Annotated in this window: 13 protein-coding genes and 2 pseudogenes; 7 read left to right on the forward strand and 8 right to left on the reverse strand. The window is 68.9% G+C overall.

All coding sequences use genetic code 11. The features are described 5' to 3' along the window. Nucleotides 1-140: 140 nt before the first annotated feature. A pseudogene (locus Q2K21_RS20910) lies at nt 141-1,055 on the forward strand (ISAs1 family transposase); the annotation flags it as partial. Nucleotides 1,056-1,441: 386 nt separating this feature from the next. Here the strand turns inward: Q2K21_RS20910 and Q2K21_RS20915 are convergent. The 3 genes from Q2K21_RS20915 to Q2K21_RS20925 form a co-directional block, all read right to left on the reverse strand. Next, on the reverse strand, nt 1,442-1,609 hold the full coding sequence (locus Q2K21_RS20915; protein WP_310773232.1) for a hypothetical protein: 168 nt from the start codon (nt 1,607-1,609) through the stop codon (nt 1,442-1,444). Nucleotides 1,610-1,729: 120 nt separating this feature from the next. Further along, complete coding sequence (locus Q2K21_RS20920; protein ID WP_310773234.1) at nt 1,730-2,491, reverse strand: SDR family oxidoreductase; 762 nt, start codon at nt 2,489-2,491, stop codon at nt 1,730-1,732. 832 nt (nt 2,492-3,323) lie between these two features. Next, the gene (locus tag Q2K21_RS20925) at nt 3,324-3,785 is read right to left on the reverse strand and encodes a zinc-binding dehydrogenase (protein ID WP_310773237.1); all 462 of its coding nucleotides are present in this window, start codon (nt 3,783-3,785) and stop codon (nt 3,324-3,326) included. Nucleotides 3,786-4,523: 738 nt separating this feature from the next. Here Q2K21_RS20925 and Q2K21_RS20930 point away from each other — a divergent pair. Together Q2K21_RS20930 and Q2K21_RS20935 are read left to right on the forward strand one after the other, a co-directional pair. Beyond that, complete coding sequence (locus Q2K21_RS20930; RefSeq protein WP_310773239.1) at nt 4,524-4,997, forward strand: nuclear transport factor 2 family protein; 474 nt, start codon at nt 4,524-4,526, stop codon at nt 4,995-4,997. Between the two features lie 25 nt (nt 4,998-5,022). Continuing rightward, nucleotides 5,023-5,571, forward strand: a complete 549-nt coding sequence (locus Q2K21_RS20935; protein ID WP_310773241.1) for a TetR/AcrR family transcriptional regulator — start codon at nt 5,023-5,025, stop codon at nt 5,569-5,571. An 831-nt stretch (nt 5,572-6,402) separates the two neighbouring features. Here the strand turns inward: Q2K21_RS20935 and Q2K21_RS20940 are convergent. Continuing rightward, a complete protein-coding gene (locus tag Q2K21_RS20940) occupies nt 6,403-9,042 on the reverse strand; it encodes an alpha-L-rhamnosidase-related protein (protein WP_310773244.1) in 2,640 nt (879 codons plus the stop codon). A gap of 552 nt (nt 9,043-9,594) precedes the next feature. Here Q2K21_RS20940 and Q2K21_RS20945 point away from each other — a divergent pair. Next, nucleotides 9,595-9,891, forward strand: a complete 297-nt coding sequence (locus Q2K21_RS20945; RefSeq protein ID WP_310781418.1) for a hypothetical protein — start codon at nt 9,595-9,597, stop codon at nt 9,889-9,891. On the opposite strand, the gene Q2K21_RS20950 is transcribed toward Q2K21_RS20945, so the two are convergent. From Q2K21_RS20950 to Q2K21_RS20965, 4 genes and pseudogenes are all read right to left on the reverse strand, one after another. Further along, nucleotides 9,807-10,082: an SDR family NAD(P)-dependent oxidoreductase gene (locus Q2K21_RS20950; protein WP_310773246.1), complete on the reverse strand. Its 276-nt coding sequence runs from the start codon at nt 10,080-10,082 to the stop codon at nt 9,807-9,809. The two genes, Q2K21_RS20945 and Q2K21_RS20950, sit on opposite strands and share 85 nt — an antisense overlap. Nucleotides 10,083-10,284: 202 nt before the next feature. Next, nucleotides 10,285-10,461: pseudogene (locus Q2K21_RS20955) on the reverse strand (SDR family NAD(P)-dependent oxidoreductase); the annotation flags it as partial. A 229-nt stretch (nt 10,462-10,690) separates the two neighbouring features. Then, complete coding sequence (locus Q2K21_RS20960; RefSeq protein ID WP_310773248.1) at nt 10,691-10,822, reverse strand: hypothetical protein; 132 nt, start codon at nt 10,820-10,822, stop codon at nt 10,691-10,693. A 210-nt stretch (nt 10,823-11,032) separates the two neighbouring features. Beyond that, complete coding sequence (locus Q2K21_RS20965) at nt 11,033-11,830, reverse strand: IclR family transcriptional regulator (RefSeq protein WP_310773251.1); 798 nt, start codon at nt 11,828-11,830, stop codon at nt 11,033-11,035. A gap of 202 nt (nt 11,831-12,032) precedes the next feature. Between Q2K21_RS20965 and Q2K21_RS20970 the strand changes: the two genes are divergently transcribed. Genes Q2K21_RS20970 through Q2K21_RS20980 form a run of 3 tightly spaced genes read left to right on the forward strand, consistent with a single transcriptional unit; the run spans nt 12,033 to nt 14,267 of the window. Next, entirely contained in the window at nt 12,033-12,899 is an 867-nt protein-coding gene (locus Q2K21_RS20970; protein WP_310773254.1) for a TAXI family TRAP transporter solute-binding subunit, read from the forward strand. Next, a complete protein-coding gene (locus Q2K21_RS20975; protein WP_310773256.1) occupies nt 12,899-13,924 on the forward strand; it encodes an NAD(P)/FAD-dependent oxidoreductase in 1,026 nt (341 codons plus the stop codon). Before Q2K21_RS20970 ends, Q2K21_RS20975 begins: the two co-directional genes overlap by 1 nt. 13 nt (nt 13,925-13,937) lie before the next feature. Then, nucleotides 13,938-14,267, forward strand: coding sequence for an indolepyruvate ferredoxin oxidoreductase subunit alpha (locus tag Q2K21_RS20980; RefSeq protein WP_310773258.1), 330 nt, complete (start codon nt 13,938-13,940; stop codon nt 14,265-14,267). Nucleotide 14,268 lies beyond the last annotated feature (1 nt).

Here is a 14,268-nt window from a genome sequence, read left to right on the forward strand (position 1 = left end):
TTCTCTACGCCCCGTGATCCGAGTGGAAGACCGTGCCTGCCGACGCATCATTGCTGATCCCGCCTGCCCTTGACCAGCTCCGCGAGCATCCCGAGGCCGTATCCGACGAGGTCCCGCGCCTGCTGGAGCGGCTGGCCGAGGTGCCCGACCCGCGAGACCCACGCGGCGTACGGCACACTCTGGTTGCCGTACTCGCGCTGACCGCGTGCGCGGTTCTGGCGGGGGCAACCTCTCTGCTGGCAGTCAGCGAGTGGATCGCCGACGCCCCGCCGCACATCGTGCAACGCCTCGGTATACGCCTCGACCCACTGCGCCCGAAGCGGTTCCTGCCTGCGGAAACGACAGTCCGGCGGCTGCTGGCCCGCATCGACGGCGACGCGCTGGACCGGGCGGTCGGACGCTGGCTCGCCGACCGACGCCCGAAGGCGACCGGGCTGCGCGGCCTCGCAGTGGACGGCAAAAGCCTGCGCGGCGCATCAAAAGCGAACGGCCGCAAGATCCACCTGCTCGCCGCACTGGAGCACACCACCGGCCTGGTCCTGGCCCAGCTGGACGTCGGCGAGAAGACGAACGAGATCACCTGCTTCCAGCCGCTGCTGAACACCGTCGCCGACCTGGCCGGAACCGTCGTCACCAGCGACGCGATGCACACCCAGCGCGAGCACGCCGACTACCTCCTCGGCCGGGCAGCGCACTACATCGTGATCGTCAAGGGCAACCAGAAGAAGCTGCGCCGGCAGCTCAAGTCCCTTCCCTGGAAGGACATCCCGCTTCAGGGACGCACCCGGGGCATCGGCCACGGCCGCTCGGAGATCCGCCGGATCAAGGTCGCCACCGTGAACAGCCTCCTCTTCCCCGGGGCCCGCCAGGCGGTCCAGATCAAGCGCCGGCGCACCGACCGCAAGACCGGCAAGACCACCGTCAAGACGGTCTACGCCGTCACCAGCCTGACCGCCGAGCAGGCCGCCGCGGCCCAGCTCACCGAACTCGTCCGCGACCATTGGAAGATCGAGGCCCTGCACCATGTCCGCGACACCACCTTCGCCGAGGACGCCTCCCAGCTGCGGACCGGCAACGCGCCCCGCGCAATGGCAACCTGGCGCAACCTTGCCATCGGAGCCCTCCGCACGGCCGGAGTGAAGAACATCGCGGCCGGCCTCCGCCGCAACGCCCGCGACCCCCGCCGCCCCCTCGCACTCCTCGGCCTCGGATGATCACGAACCGGGCGTCATGCGACTACGCCGAAGCCCTGATCAGCAGCCTCCTGAAAGGCGTAGTCCAAGTAGTGGGTGATGAGCCCGTCGTCATCGGTCCGGACGACGGAAATGCGCGTTTGCTCGTACGGCTTGCCGGTCGGGGTGCCGTGCCTGTCGACCGGAATTCGGCGATCACGCGACTCGGATCGACCCTCTCGTGGAACACCAGGTCGACGAATTCCACGTCAAAGGTCTCGGGAAAGTTGCTCAGGCGCAAACAGCGCGTCTCGCCCTGTTACCCGACGGTGCACGCCGGCCGGTGCGAATGGGAACTCGAGCACCGCGTCCGGGGTGAACAGCGTCACGCATTCGTCGGTGCGTCCTGCGGGAATAAGGCGCAGGTGCTCGGTCACGGCGTGCATACCACGGCAGCCGCACGCCCAGCACAGGATCGACGTGGGCACCGCCGCGCAGCAGCTCACCACCTCGTTAACCGGCCAATGACCCAACGGGCGAGGCACAGCCGCACGAACCTACATGCGGGACACGGTCGACCCGCCGTCGACCGGCACCACTGCCCCGGTCACGAACCGGGCGTCGTCGCCCACCAGCATCGCGATGGCCCTCGCGACGTCATCCGCTTCGGCAAGGCGCCCGAGCGGCGCCCGGTCCGCCAGCTGCTTCTGGACCGCCTTCGGCATGTGGGCGCTGGCTTCTGTGCGTACGAAGCCCGGGGCGACCACGTTGACACGGACGCCCATGGGGCCGGCCTCGCACGCCAGGAACTGCGCGAAGGTGTTCAGGGCGGCCTTGGCTGTTCCATGGGCCGTCATCCCGGGGGCGGGCGGCCCGTCGGCCACCGTGCTGGAGACGAAGACGATGCTTCCCCGCTTCTGCTTCTCCATCAGGGCCAGCGCGCGCTGCGCCAGGACGTAGGCACTGGCCAGTTCGTCCGTCACCTTCGTACGGAAGTCGGACCAGGACAACGCGCTCACCGGTGTGGGAGTGAAGGTGGCCGCGGCGGCGTTGCACACCAGGACATCGAGGCGGCCGTCGGGTGCCGCCTGCTCGATCATCCGGGCGGCCTGTTCTTCGTCGCGAACGTCTCCCTGGACGGCCAAGGCGCTGCCGCCGTCCGCCTTGATCCTCGCGACGACCTCGTCGGCCGCGGTTCGGTTCGAAAAGTAATTCACCGCCACGTGGAAGCCTGCGGAGGCAAGCCTCAGTGAGGTGGCGGCACCGATACCTCGGCTGCCTCCGGTGACGAGGGCTATTGGGCGATCAGGGCTTGCCATGGTTCCTCCTGGTGGGGTGGGCTGGCTTTCGAACCTAGCCCCCCGCAAAGCAACTAATCAAAGTTGACTTTTCTCGCAAACTCGCGTCTGGCTTTGTTCACGAGTTGCGGTTCTGGCTCGACTTCTATGGTCCGTGACCGTGGGTTTCCGGTCAAATCTGGAATATGGTTTCTTCTTGTGGTGGGATCGGAGGGTCGAGGACGTCGCGGAGGCGGGTGATGCCCTGACGCCATTTCGAACCGTCAGGAGCGTTACTCCACAGATCGGCCAGATGAGACGTCTGAGCGACGACTTGGTCCAGAGCATCGACTGCGGGCGTTCGGTGACCAGGCGAATCACCCGCAGAACCTCCCGTCGCAGCGGCCAGCCGGAGTCCCGCGAAGCGCAAAGGGACTGATCACATGGCGGGGTGGCATCGGCATGCTGGCCGTCGCCCTCATCCCCGTCATCCTCATCGGCGTACGCAAGCGGTCGCCGAAGAGCCGTCGGGTCGCACAGAACACCGCGCAGCAGTCCGAGCCGACTCTCGAACGCGTTTGAACCGGCTGAAGTGGAGGCCCAGTTGGCCGCTGCCCGCGCCCGACGGGGCATAGCCACCGCTCTATAGGCGGTGGAACCAGCTTCGTCAACCTGGCTGTGTGGGAGTCCGTCGCCCTGCGCGCCGCCATTTCCACTCCGGAGCCCGCAGCGAGGCGACCGACTACCCACCCGAAACCACCTGCGCCCGCCGCCTCGTCAGTGAGGTGGCGGGCACAGGAGTCTGCGTGGCATGTGACGTGGTGGCTGTGCGGTGCCGACACCGCACAGCCACCACGAGTCGAAGAGGGAGGAGTCAGGGTACGAGGATCAGCTTGCCCGGGACGTGTCCGTCGAGCATCGCCTGGTGCGCGGCTGCGGCTCCCACCAGGGGGAAGTCTGCCGCCAGCTGCACCGTCACCTCTCCGGCCGCGACCCGCTGCACGGTTTCCTGCAGGGCCGCGACATCCGGCTCGTCCGGCCCGGAGGAGAACTGCACGCCGTGCTGACCGAACGTCATGTCCGCGATGAGGAGAACGCGCTCGGCAGCGCACAGTGTCAGCGAGCCCTCCAGGACGCCGACTCCCGCCGCGTCGAGTGCGGCGTCGACTCCGTCCGGGGCCAGAGCACGTACCCGGTCGGCCCAGCCGGCCCCGTACGCGACGGGCTCAGCGCGCAACTGGGCCACGTAGGAGTGGTTGCGCGGGTGTGCCGTGCCGATGACCCGTACGCCGCTCGCCGCCGCGAGCTGCGTGACCAGCGCGCCGACCGGGTCCACTGTGCTCGATCACCTCCTCCTAGCTGCCCTGCCATGCGCCGGACGGGTGCGGTCCGCTGCCGAGGGTGGGGTGTTGTTGCTGCCGCTGAGGACTCGGCCGGCCTGATAGTCGACGAATCGTTGGCGGTCTTGCCGTTGGCGGGGTCGTCGGCGGATCGGTCGCCCTGGCGTGCCAGGGGTCCTTCGCGACGATCGCTCCGTCCCAGGAGCACTTCCGGCCACCGGCCGCGACCACGAGGTAAAGGAGAGCCATGGCTGCCACCGAGCCCAGCCTGGGCGAGCTCGAGAAGGCTGTCAGGGAGCTACTACGGGACCCTTCCTCGATCGGCCAGGCCAGGGCGGCGGCTGCCCAGGAGTGGAAGGGGGCCTCGGAAGCTGAAAGGCGTGCTCGAGCGCAACAGTGCACGGCCCTTCAGGCCAGCTCCGGCATCAGATTGTCTCGCGGGATCGCTCCCTCAAGTTTCTGCCGACGTCAACGGACAGCTGCCGACCCAATTTTTACGCCTGGCAAGGCGTCACGAGGAGGGGTGCGGCAACTGTGTCAGAACCGGTGATCCGTGACGCTGCGTGACGGGCGCCGATAGCGCCGGGCCGTCGCCCGTCACCGAGGGGGCGTTTTCTGGACGCCATCCTCTACATGAACCGGACCGGGATCTCCTGGCGTCACCTCCTGCTCGACCACCCGCAACGGCTGGCGGTGTGGTAAGTTATAGGTCGATCACTAATGTAGGAGTGAAGATGACAGTCAAGGAAGACGACGCCGCCCGCCGCGCCGCCGCCCAGCACACCCTGCGCGAGCACCTGCGCCTTACCGCCGCCGGACGCGTCGAGGAATGGGTGGAGCTGTTCGCCCCGGACGCGGTGCTCGAGTTCCCGTACGCGCCAGCCGGCGTGCCCCAGCGGGTAGTGGGGCGAGACGCACTGGTCGCGCACATGAGCAACTTTCCCGAGACCTTTGACGTCGAGTTCGTCGACCTGGTGTTCCATGACACGGTCGATCCGAGTCTGGTGATCGGCGAATTCCGCTCGAAGGGCACTGCGCTGCCGACCGGCAAGCCGTACGAGCAGACGTGCATCTCCGTCGTGCGCACCGATGACGACGCACGTATCACCCATTACCTGGACTACTGGAACCCGCTGGTGGCGATCGAGGCGCTCACGCCCAACGACGTGCCGTCCGACCCTGACCTCAGCGTGACTTTTGGAAGCTGAGGGAAGCCGTGTTTGACTGACGCCCATGCCTGCCGCCGGTACCAGCACGAAGAGCGACGAACGACGTCGGTCCATCATGGTCGCCGCGGTCGACTGCTTCGCGCAAAAAGGTTTCTACGGTACGACGACACACGAGATCGCACAGTGGGTCGGCATCTCTCAGCCGTATCTCTACCGCCTGTACCCGAACAAGGAAGCTCTGTTCGCGGCGGCGGTCGACCACGTGTCCGTCGTCATGACCGAAACGCTGGTCGCTCACTCACCGGCCTCGGGTGGGGCCGGGCCGGGGCCCGAGGCGGCGTTGGATGCCGCGCGCGGCGCCTACGCCGCGCTCGTCGCGGACCGGAACATCCTGCGTTTCCTCATGCACGCGAACTGTGCCGCCGGCGAGCCGCTGGTGGCACAGGCCGTGCGCCGGTGCTACGCCAAGCAGGTCGACACCGTCCGGCAGCTGTTGGGCGACGACGACGCCGTGCGGCGCTGGTTCGGCGCCGGCATGCTCGACAACGTGGTCACCGTGCTGGGTCTGACCGACATCGATGAGCCGTGGGCGCACGTCCTCACCGCTCGATGACCCGACACCGGCAGTTCGTCGACGACGCCGAGTCTTCCTCGTAGGCCGGCTCGGCCGGTGGGACTCGGCTTCTTCACCCAGCCGCGGGCAGGCTTCTTCAAGGTCAGCCTCCTCCCCGGCGGGCGTCACCGCGACGGCCGCCGCGGCCTCCGCCGCGGCCGGGTCCTGCTCGGCCAGCCGGTTCACGACCCGCTCGGCGATCACGAGCTCCTCCCGCTCGGCCTGGACCTCCCGCAGTTGCTTGGCCAACTCCGCAGCGAGCGTGTCCAGTTCACTCCGGCGAGCCGTGATCCGCTCCAGCTCCCGCATCCCCACACCCTCCCACGCTCTCCCGGCGTACCTGCCCGGCAACGGAACGTAAGAGCGGCACAACGGTCCGCGCAGCAGAACCCGAAGACGGCCCCGAACGACAAGTCAGACGATCTTCGCCATGGACACCGGCCGACGACCAGCGCGAGTAGCTCTCCCAACCCTCACACCAGACCCGTGACCAGCAACCTCACGATGCACACCACTCATTGAGAACCGCTTCCGCGGCCTCAACTCGTGGTGCCCGGCCGGGCACCCGTGTCGATCTGGTCCTGCCGCACCCACTTGCGCAGTATCTCGGTCGTGCCGATGCCCGGCCTTCTGGGTGACCGCTTTCATCGCGGATCACTCGGTGTCGTACTCCGGCCGCACCTCGGCGACCATCCGCACCGCGTGACGGCGCAGCTCAAACGGGTACTGGGAGGGACGTGCCATGACTCGATCCTCTCAAATGATCGAGTCCCTATCGGCGTAGAGGTGCAGTACTGCCTTTAGCAGGTCACGGCGGCCGAAGGTCTCCAGCTAGTCGGCCGGCCGGACCACGATTGCGTGCCTTCCGGCCTCCAGGTTGTCCAGGAGCACGTAGCCGTCGGCCAACCGGGCACCGTAGTTCCCCCGGGCCTTGTCGCGTCGCCACACGGTCCGCTTGTCGACGCGGACGGACACGGGACGGCCACCGGTGGGCACGGCGACCGTGCCTCTTGTACCCCGTGGGCCGCTCACGGTGAGTGTGAACTCGCCCGGCCCGTCGTTGCTCCAGCTTACCGCCAACGGGCCGTGTGGAGTGGGTACTTGTCCCTGGGCCCACGCCACCGAGCCCGGATGCGGGCGAACCGTCCAGGTGGCGAACCCCGGTGAGGTCGGCAGTACACCGAGCAGCTCGTTGGTGAGCGCGGGCAGTACACCGGTCGACCAGCCGTGCGCCATGCTGGTGTAGGAGTCCTCGTACGGCGTGCCGTCCGGGCCGATGCCCTCCCAGTGGGTGAGACCGGGGTCGTGCGCCTCCATCCAGCCGTAGGTCCGCTTGATCTGGTCGATCGCCGAGTCGGCACTGCCCGTCCGGAAGCGGGCGACCAGTTCAGGGTAGGAGGTGAAGGCGTAGACCCGCTGTGAGGACCCGTCGAAGAGCGTGTCGTTGTCCATGAAGGCGTTCCCGTACGGCCGCTTGGTGGTGGCCGTCAGGTGGTCCAGGGCAGCTGCCGCTCGTGCGGTGTCGGCAACGCCCGCGGTGATGGCGATGGAGTTCCCGTCCTGGCCGTGCCGTACGGGGCCCGTCGCGGAGTCGAGGTAGGCGCCGGCGTCCGCGTCCCACAGGTGGGTGTTGACCGCTTCGGCGACCTGCTGGGCCCGTGCCCGCCAACGGGCCGCGTCATCGGGGTGCCCCAGCAGACGGGCGATCTCGGCGGCGTTGTTCAGGGCCTGGACGTAGGCGGCGTTGTAGTAGGTGATGCGGCCGGTCCGGGGAAGGAAGGCGTAGTCGCCGTAGTTGCCGGTGCCGTTGAGGCCCTTGCTCAGCAGGCCGTCCGTGTCGGTGACGCTCGGGTACCAGCTGTCGAGCACCTTGACCAGCTGCGGGTAGTACTGGGCGGCGTAGTCGCGGTCGCCGGTGTAGAGGACGTAGTCCCAGCTGCAGATGACCCACCAGAGCGGGTAGTCGAACAGGTTCAGCGCGTAGTTGGCGATCGAGGCGGGCGGGATCCAGCCGTCGGCGCGCTGGTGGTCCGCGAGGTCGGCCAGGACGTTGCGCACCGCCGCTGTAGCGTCGTCGTGCGTCAGGTAGAGCGAGGGCCCGGCCACCGCCAGGTCGCCGACGTAGGGGTCGCGGTCGCGTTTGGCGCCGTCGTGCAGGACGAGCTTGCCGCGCAACGTGGGGGTGTCGGCATTGCGCGGGTCCACGTCGTCCGACCGGAAGGTGTCGATGCACAGGTCGTTGGTGTACGCGGCCGCGTACCAATGCCGGTTGAGAGCGTCGTCGGAGGACAGGAACCAGCCCCGGAAGGTGTCGGGGGTGCCGAGGTAGGCGGTGAAGTCCAGCGAGACGCTGTCGACGGCGACCTGGCCGTAGGGCTGCGCGGCCGGCGCGTCGGAGGCCAGCGCGTCCAGGGTGATCTGCAGGTAGCGGAAGCCATGCAGGCCGTCCGCGTACACCTTGTCCCCGGCCTGGTACCCCTTGCGGTCCGTCCAGTCGGCGCCCCCGGCCGGGACGGCGAACTGGTCGGTCCCCTTCCCGGCGCCACCGGACTGGTCGGAGCGGGTGAAGTCGGACCGGTCGGTGAGGAACTGCAGTGTCTCGGAGAAGGCAAGCCGTACACCCGGGTTGCCGTCGGACGCCCAGGCGAAGCGGACGCGCGGGTACCCCACGACGACCTTGCCGAAGTCCACGACCACCCCCGGCGTGTCGGCCTGTTTCACGACGTCCGGCCATACCTCGTTGACGCGCGTGAAGGTGCCCTTGGAACTGTCCTGGTCGGCGGTGATGGTGATCCGTACGCCGGTGGTGGTGACGGGCTGGTCGAACGGCACGGAACGCTGCACCTCACTGTTGCCGGTGACCGTCGCCGCGGTGTGCCAGACGCTGCCGTCCCAGGTCTCGACGGTGAAGTCGGCCGGCACGCCGTCGGAGTTGGACAGCAGGGTCACGCCGGGCAGCGTCACGGCGCTCGGCACGGTGATGGTGAGCGTGTCCGGGTAGGCGGCGATGGTGTCGTCGTTCCAGAAGGTGTCAGGGTTCCCGTCGATGGCGTTGGAGGCGTCGTACGTCCGTGGCGTGCCGTCGTTGCCGTTGTTGGGCGCGTGCGCCGAGGAAGCGGTCGCGGTGGTGCCGTCCGGCCATCTGGGCGCGGGCGCGGGGGCCGGGCGTCTGAGTACGGTCACCCCGCCGCTTGCGGTCAGCAGCGCCTCGGGGTCGGTCACGTCGCCGCTCCAGCGGACCACCCGGACCGGTCGGACCGTCCGGTCCGGGGGCGCCTGGACGTAGCGTTGCCACTCCGGTGCGGAACCGGCTGCGGCCGCCTGCGGTGCCTCCGCGCATGTACCGGTCGCTGCCGCCGCCCGGCTGACCGAGACGGTGGACAGGGCCGTCAGCGCGAGCATGGCGCCACCGCCTGCCTTGAGGAAGGTCCGGCGCTCCGGGTTCGCGGCTGCTTGCTCGTCCTGCGGCATCTGCGCTCCTGGTGGTTGGGTTCGACGCCCGGAGGTGAAACGATTCATTAGGGGTCCGGTGTCGACTTGCCTGGTGGTGATTTGCTGGTGGTTGTGCCCTTGCGGTCCTGGCGCGGTCGGCGCGCGGCGCCGCCCATGGGTGGTCGGGCCCGCCCGAAGGCTCTACGGGTCGGCGTGCGGGGAGTTGCGAACGTGGAAACGATTCATTGGGCTCGGGCGGAGAACGTAGCCCGGTCGCCTGTTCGGGTCAATGGCCTGAATCGATTTCAGTGCCTGGTCTTGACAACGTTGTCCGAATCTCCCTAGCGTGACCCGGCGTATCGCGCCGGCCGGGGTGTGGCACACACTCCCCCAAAGGGGACCCCCAGCGGCGTTGTCGTCGGTCGCCCCACTCTCGGCTTCGCTCGAGCGGGGGACCCCCATCGTGTCGACTTCCCACCGCCGCCTTGCAGCTGCACGCACCACACCCCGCTCACCGGCACCAACAGGGCGCCAGTGCTTTCCTGCGACTTGATCGACCGGACAGGTTCCAGTGCACAGGGAGTTGGCACCATGGAATCCGCCGCACCGCCGCCCCGACCTTCGGCCATACACATCTGGCACCGCATGCAGGGGCCGCCCCTGGACGCGCGGCGCCGTGCGGACGGGACCGACTGGGAAGCCGGAGCCACCCAGGTCTCCCTCAGGGACGACAGCCGCGGAGGGCTGGCCGTGGACCTGGTCGCCGTCGGCGTCCCTCTGTCCTGCGTCGCGCTGACCTGGCGTCATGACCTCCCGGCCGGCTTTCTGGTGCTCGGGGACGCCTTCGAGCGCTGGCCGCGGCCGTTCATACCCTTGCCCACAAGGTAGGCAGAGCCCTGGTCACCGTCCAAAGCGGGAACGCGAGGCGGACCCGCCTCGCACGCGAGGAATCGCGCGAAGGTGTTCGGGGTGGCTTTCGCCGTTCCGTGGGCCGCCATCCCGGGGGTGGGCGGGCCGTCGGTGACCGTGCTCGAGACGAAGACGATGCTCCCGCGCTGCTGCTCCGCCATCAGGGCCATGCGCGCTGCGACAGCGTGTACACGCCGGCCAGTTCGTCGGCCACCTTCGCGTGGAAGTCGGACCAGGGCAGCGAGCCGAGCGGCGTGGGCACGAACGAGCCCGCCGCCGCATTGCAGACCAAAGCGTCCAGGCGCCCGTCGGGCGCGCGTGCTCGATCAACGTGGCGGCATCGTCGGCGTCACGGACGTCTCCCCGCACCGCTATCGCGCTGCCACCGTCCGCCTCGATCTTTGCGACGACCTCGTCCGCTGCGGCACGGTTCGAGTGGTAGTTCACTGCGACCCGGAAGCCCGCCGCGGCGAGTCGCAAGGATGTGGCCGCTCCGATGCCTCGACTCCCGCCGGTCACAAGGGCGTTGAGGCGGATAGGGCTTCCCATGGGTACTCCCGCAGATGGATGAAACGTGGACGGGGACGCTACTGAGCCCTGACCAGCTATTCAACTTTGACTTCCGGGTCGACTTCGCGTCTCTCCTGAGCACAGCGGGAGTCCCCTGGCCCAGCCGGCGAAGAAATCTCAGGCGAAGTCATCTGTGAGGTCGCTGGATGTCCGGTGCCACGGCCGCGGCGAGCCGGTCAGCCGGCAGGGCTGCGACCGGGTTGATCTTTCACACGCAGCGGGTCATGGCCAGGCCGAGCAGCTGCGTCGAGACGAACCCCGACCGCAGCAGCCGCTCCTCCTCCGGCAAGGATGCGGCGACGGTGGGGAGGAAGTAGTACCGGACCAGCGCCGGGTCCACCCCGCGTCGCGGGCCACCGAGCGCATCGACGTCGCGGTGAAACTGTTCTCGGCGAACGAGGTCCGTGCCACCGTCACGATCCTGTGTTGAGCGCTGCGCGGGGGCGCAGCGCTGCTGACAGGGCCGTAAGGGCGCGGTTCATGGCGGGTGGGTCCGCCGGGGCCTTCGGCGCCGCGGGCTGTGGATCGACGGATGCGTCGCCGGTGCGCGTCAGCCGATGTGCTCGCTCAGCTCCTTCGCGACACGCGTCACCGTCGCCGCGGTGTCCTCGGTCCACTTGGCATCCGCCCGGGAGCTGGGCGCCGTGACCGCAATGGAGGCGCGGCCGCGACCGTCGCGGCCCCTCACCACCGCTCCCACCGAGCGGACACCGAGTTCGCTCTCACCGTCGTTGGTCGCGTAGCCGCGCTCCCGGACGGTGTCCAGCTCGGCGTGCAGGGCGTCGAGTGTGCCGATCGTGCGCGGCGTGAGTGCCCTGAGCTCGCCGCTCGGGTGGAGTGCGGCCAGGTCCGCGTCCGGCAGCTCGGCGAGGAGCGCCTTGCCGATCGCCGTCGCGTGCGCCGGCACGGTCCAGCCGACGCGGCTGCCCGCGCGTACGGCGCGGTTGCTCTCGACAACGTCCAGGTGCACGACGTCGGATCCCCGCAGGCAGGCCAGATGGGCGGTCTCTCCCGTCTCGTCCCGCAGCCGTACCAGGGCGTCTCGGGAGATGGCCCGGATGTCGATGCTCGCCACCACCGACAGGCCGATGTCGACCAGCGCGGGGCCGGGTCGGTAGGCCCGGGAGTCTTCGTCCTGTTCCACGAACTGATGGTGGCCGAGGGTCGCCAGCATGCGGTGCACCGTGGAGCGAGACAGGTTCATGTCGCGCGCCACCTGGTTGACGCGGATCGCTTCGTGATCTTCGAACATGCTCAGAAGGCGCAGCACGTTGTCGACCGCCCCGATCAGTCCCGTGGGGTGTTTCGTCCGGTTCGACCCGCTGGCGGGAGCGTCATCTTCGGTCATGCGGAGCACGTTATCCCAGCGTTTTCCAGCCTTGTCTCGAACATGAAAACGGGTCACACTCCAGAACAGTGTTCCGCATGATGCGTCACAGCTGATGTCCTGGAGGAGCCGCCATGTTTCAGCACCCGCGCCTGCCCGTTGTACCTTCGCCGCCCCGCGCCCGCCCTTTGCGCGGGTGTCGGTCGGTCCGCCGGGCATCCTCATGACCGGCGGGTCCAGCCTGCTGGCCGACCAGGCCGACGTGCGCGCGGTCCAGGGGTCTATTGAGCAGGCCATACGCCAACTCACCCCGCGGGAAGTGCGGTTCACGTGCGCGAGCGGGCGCGGCGGTCTCGACGAGACCGCTGCCCTCTTCAACAAGAAGGCCGACATCGCGGTCGTCGCGCCGGTGGCGGCACTGCGCCTGCTGCACCAATTCGGCGATCTACAGGGGCTGTTCGCGCTGGGAGTTGTTCCGCGCCGTGGGTGTCTCGTGGCCGCGGCCGACGCGGCGCTGCCGCTCGACACCGTCGCCGACCTGGCGGACCGCGCCGATCGCATGACGATCGCGACGCCCGCGGACGACGGGGTCAGCCTTGTCGGCTTCGCCGTGCACCGGGCGCTGCGCCTGGCCGGCCTGGGCGTCGGCGGCCTCCGCTTCGTGTATGACGCGGAGCCCGCCGACTGCCTCGGCCGGTACGCCACGGGGGAGGCCGACGTCGTGATCCACGACATGATGTCCATGCCGGAATGGGAGAGGGCCGTGGCCGCGCGGCCGGTACGGTACCTGCGCTGGGGCGATCGGGTCCTGCACGGATTCGCTCTCCAGGGCTGGCTTCCCCGCGTGGTGCGCGCAGAGCAGATTCCGCTCCTCGGAACGGACGTGACCGCACTGGACTGCTCCGACTTCGCGGTCCTGTGCCGGGGAGACCTGGATGACGCACTCGCCCGCCTGATCGCCGAAATTCTGATCCGAGGGCGCCGCCCCGCCGAAACCGCCGAAGTGGCCCGCACGCCGCTTCCGCTGCATCCGGCGGCCGCCCGCGCCTATGCCGAACTTGTCGCCGACGTACCTCTTGGGAGCCGATGATGTCCGAACCCGTCCCGCCGTCCGGGACGCCTGCCGTGCGCGAGACCGAACTACTCATCGTCGGTGCGGGTCCCGCGGGGCTCTTCGCCTGCTACTACGCGGGGATGCGCGGGCTCGACGTGACCCTCCTGGACAGCCTGCCCCACCTCGGCGGTCAGGTTGCCGCGCTCTACCCCGACAAGGAGATCTTCGACGTCGCCGGCTTCCCCGCGGTCACCGGCCGTGAGTTGGTCGAGCGGCTCACGCGGCAGGCCGAGACCGCCGCACCGACCGTCGTCCTCGGTGAGGGCGCCGTCAAACTGGGCCGGCAGGACGCGAACGCGGTCATCGTCACCACCGACACGGGACGCGTCATCCGCGCGGGCGCCGTGCTGATCACCGCGGGCATCGGGCGGTTCACCCCGCGACCGCTGCCCGCCCTGGACGGGTTCACCGGGAACGGCGTGCACCACCTGGTCTCTCCGCCCCACGAGTACGCCGAGCGCGACGTGGTGATCGTCGGTGGCGGCGACAGCGCCGTCGACTGGGCCAACGCCCTTGCCCCGCACGCCCGTCAGGTGACGCTCGTCCACCGGCGACACCGCTTTCGCGCCCACGAGCACTCGGTGGCCCGGCTCATGGACTCCTCGGTTCGGATCCTCACCAACAGCGAGATCGCCGAGGTGCACGGTGTCGACTCCCTCAAGTCCGTGACCGTACGCGACTGCGGGACCCAGGTACTGCAGACGGTCGAGACCGACGTCCTGATCCCCGCCCTGGGGCACATCGCCTCGCTGGGGCCCCTCACCACCTGGGGGCTCACGATCGACAAGCAGCAGATCCACGTGGACACCGCGATGTCCACCGGCCTCGATCGCGTCTACGCCGCCGGAGACATCACCACCTACCCAGGCAAAGTCCGGCTGATGACCGTCGGATTCGGCGAGGCCGCCACCGCCGTCAACAACATCGCCGTACGCCTGCGGCCCGACGAGGACCTCTTCCCCGGCCACTCAAGCGAACGCCCACCGATCCCGACCCCCTGAAGGAGGACGCCTCATGGGTTACGTGATCAACGACAAGTGCATCAACGAACTCGACGGCTCCTGCGTCGACGTGTGCCCCGTGGACTGCATCTACGAGGGCCTCACCAAGCGCTACATCAATCCCGCCGAATGCATCGACTGCGGGGCCTGCCTGCCCGAATGCCCGGTCGATGCCATCGCCGCACCGAAGAAGGCAGACCCGGTCTGGGCGAAGGACAACGCCGAGTTCTTCTCGGCGGCCCTGCCCGGCAAGGACGACCCGCTGGAGAGCCCCGGCGGCGCCTACGGCACCGGCCCCATCGGCGTGGACACCCCCCTCGTCGCCCACTGGACCAAGGAGTAAC

This window comes from Streptomyces sp. CGMCC 4.7035 (assembly GCF_031583065.1).
GTDB classification, from domain to species: Bacteria; Actinomycetota; Actinomycetes; order Streptomycetales; family Streptomycetaceae; genus Streptomyces; species Streptomyces yaanensis.

Bases quoted from the DNA above. Each gene is read 5' to 3' on its own strand.
- Q2K21_RS20940 (WP_310773244.1), bottom strand. From the start codon at position 9,042: ATGCCGCAGGACGAGCAAGCAGCCGCGAACCCGGAGCGCCGGACCTTC.
- Q2K21_RS20980 (WP_310773258.1), top strand. From the start codon at position 13,938: ATGGGTTACGTGATCAACGACAAGTGCATCAACGAACTCGACGGCTCC.
- Q2K21_RS20975 (WP_310773256.1), top strand. From the start codon at position 12,899: ATGTCCGAACCCGTCCCGCCGTCCGGGACGCCTGCCGTGCGCGAGACC.
- Q2K21_RS20970 (WP_310773254.1), top strand. From the start codon at position 12,033: ATGACCGGCGGGTCCAGCCTGCTGGCCGACCAGGCCGACGTGCGCGCG.
- Q2K21_RS20950 (WP_310773246.1), bottom strand. From the start codon at position 10,082: ATGGCCCTGATGGCGGAGCAGCAGCGCGGGAGCATCGTCTTCGTCTCG.
- Q2K21_RS20945 (WP_310781418.1), top strand. From the start codon at position 9,595: ATGGAATCCGCCGCACCGCCGCCCCGACCTTCGGCCATACACATCTGG.
- Q2K21_RS20930 (WP_310773239.1), top strand. From the start codon at position 4,524: ATGACAGTCAAGGAAGACGACGCCGCCCGCCGCGCCGCCGCCCAGCAC.
- Q2K21_RS20965 (WP_310773251.1), bottom strand. From the start codon at position 11,830: ATGACCGAAGATGACGCTCCCGCCAGCGGGTCGAACCGGACGAAACAC.
- Q2K21_RS20920 (WP_310773234.1), bottom strand. From the start codon at position 2,491: ATGGCAAGCCCTGATCGCCCAATAGCCCTCGTCACCGGAGGCAGCCGA.
- Q2K21_RS20935 (WP_310773241.1), top strand. From the start codon at position 5,023: ATGCCTGCCGCCGGTACCAGCACGAAGAGCGACGAACGACGTCGGTCC.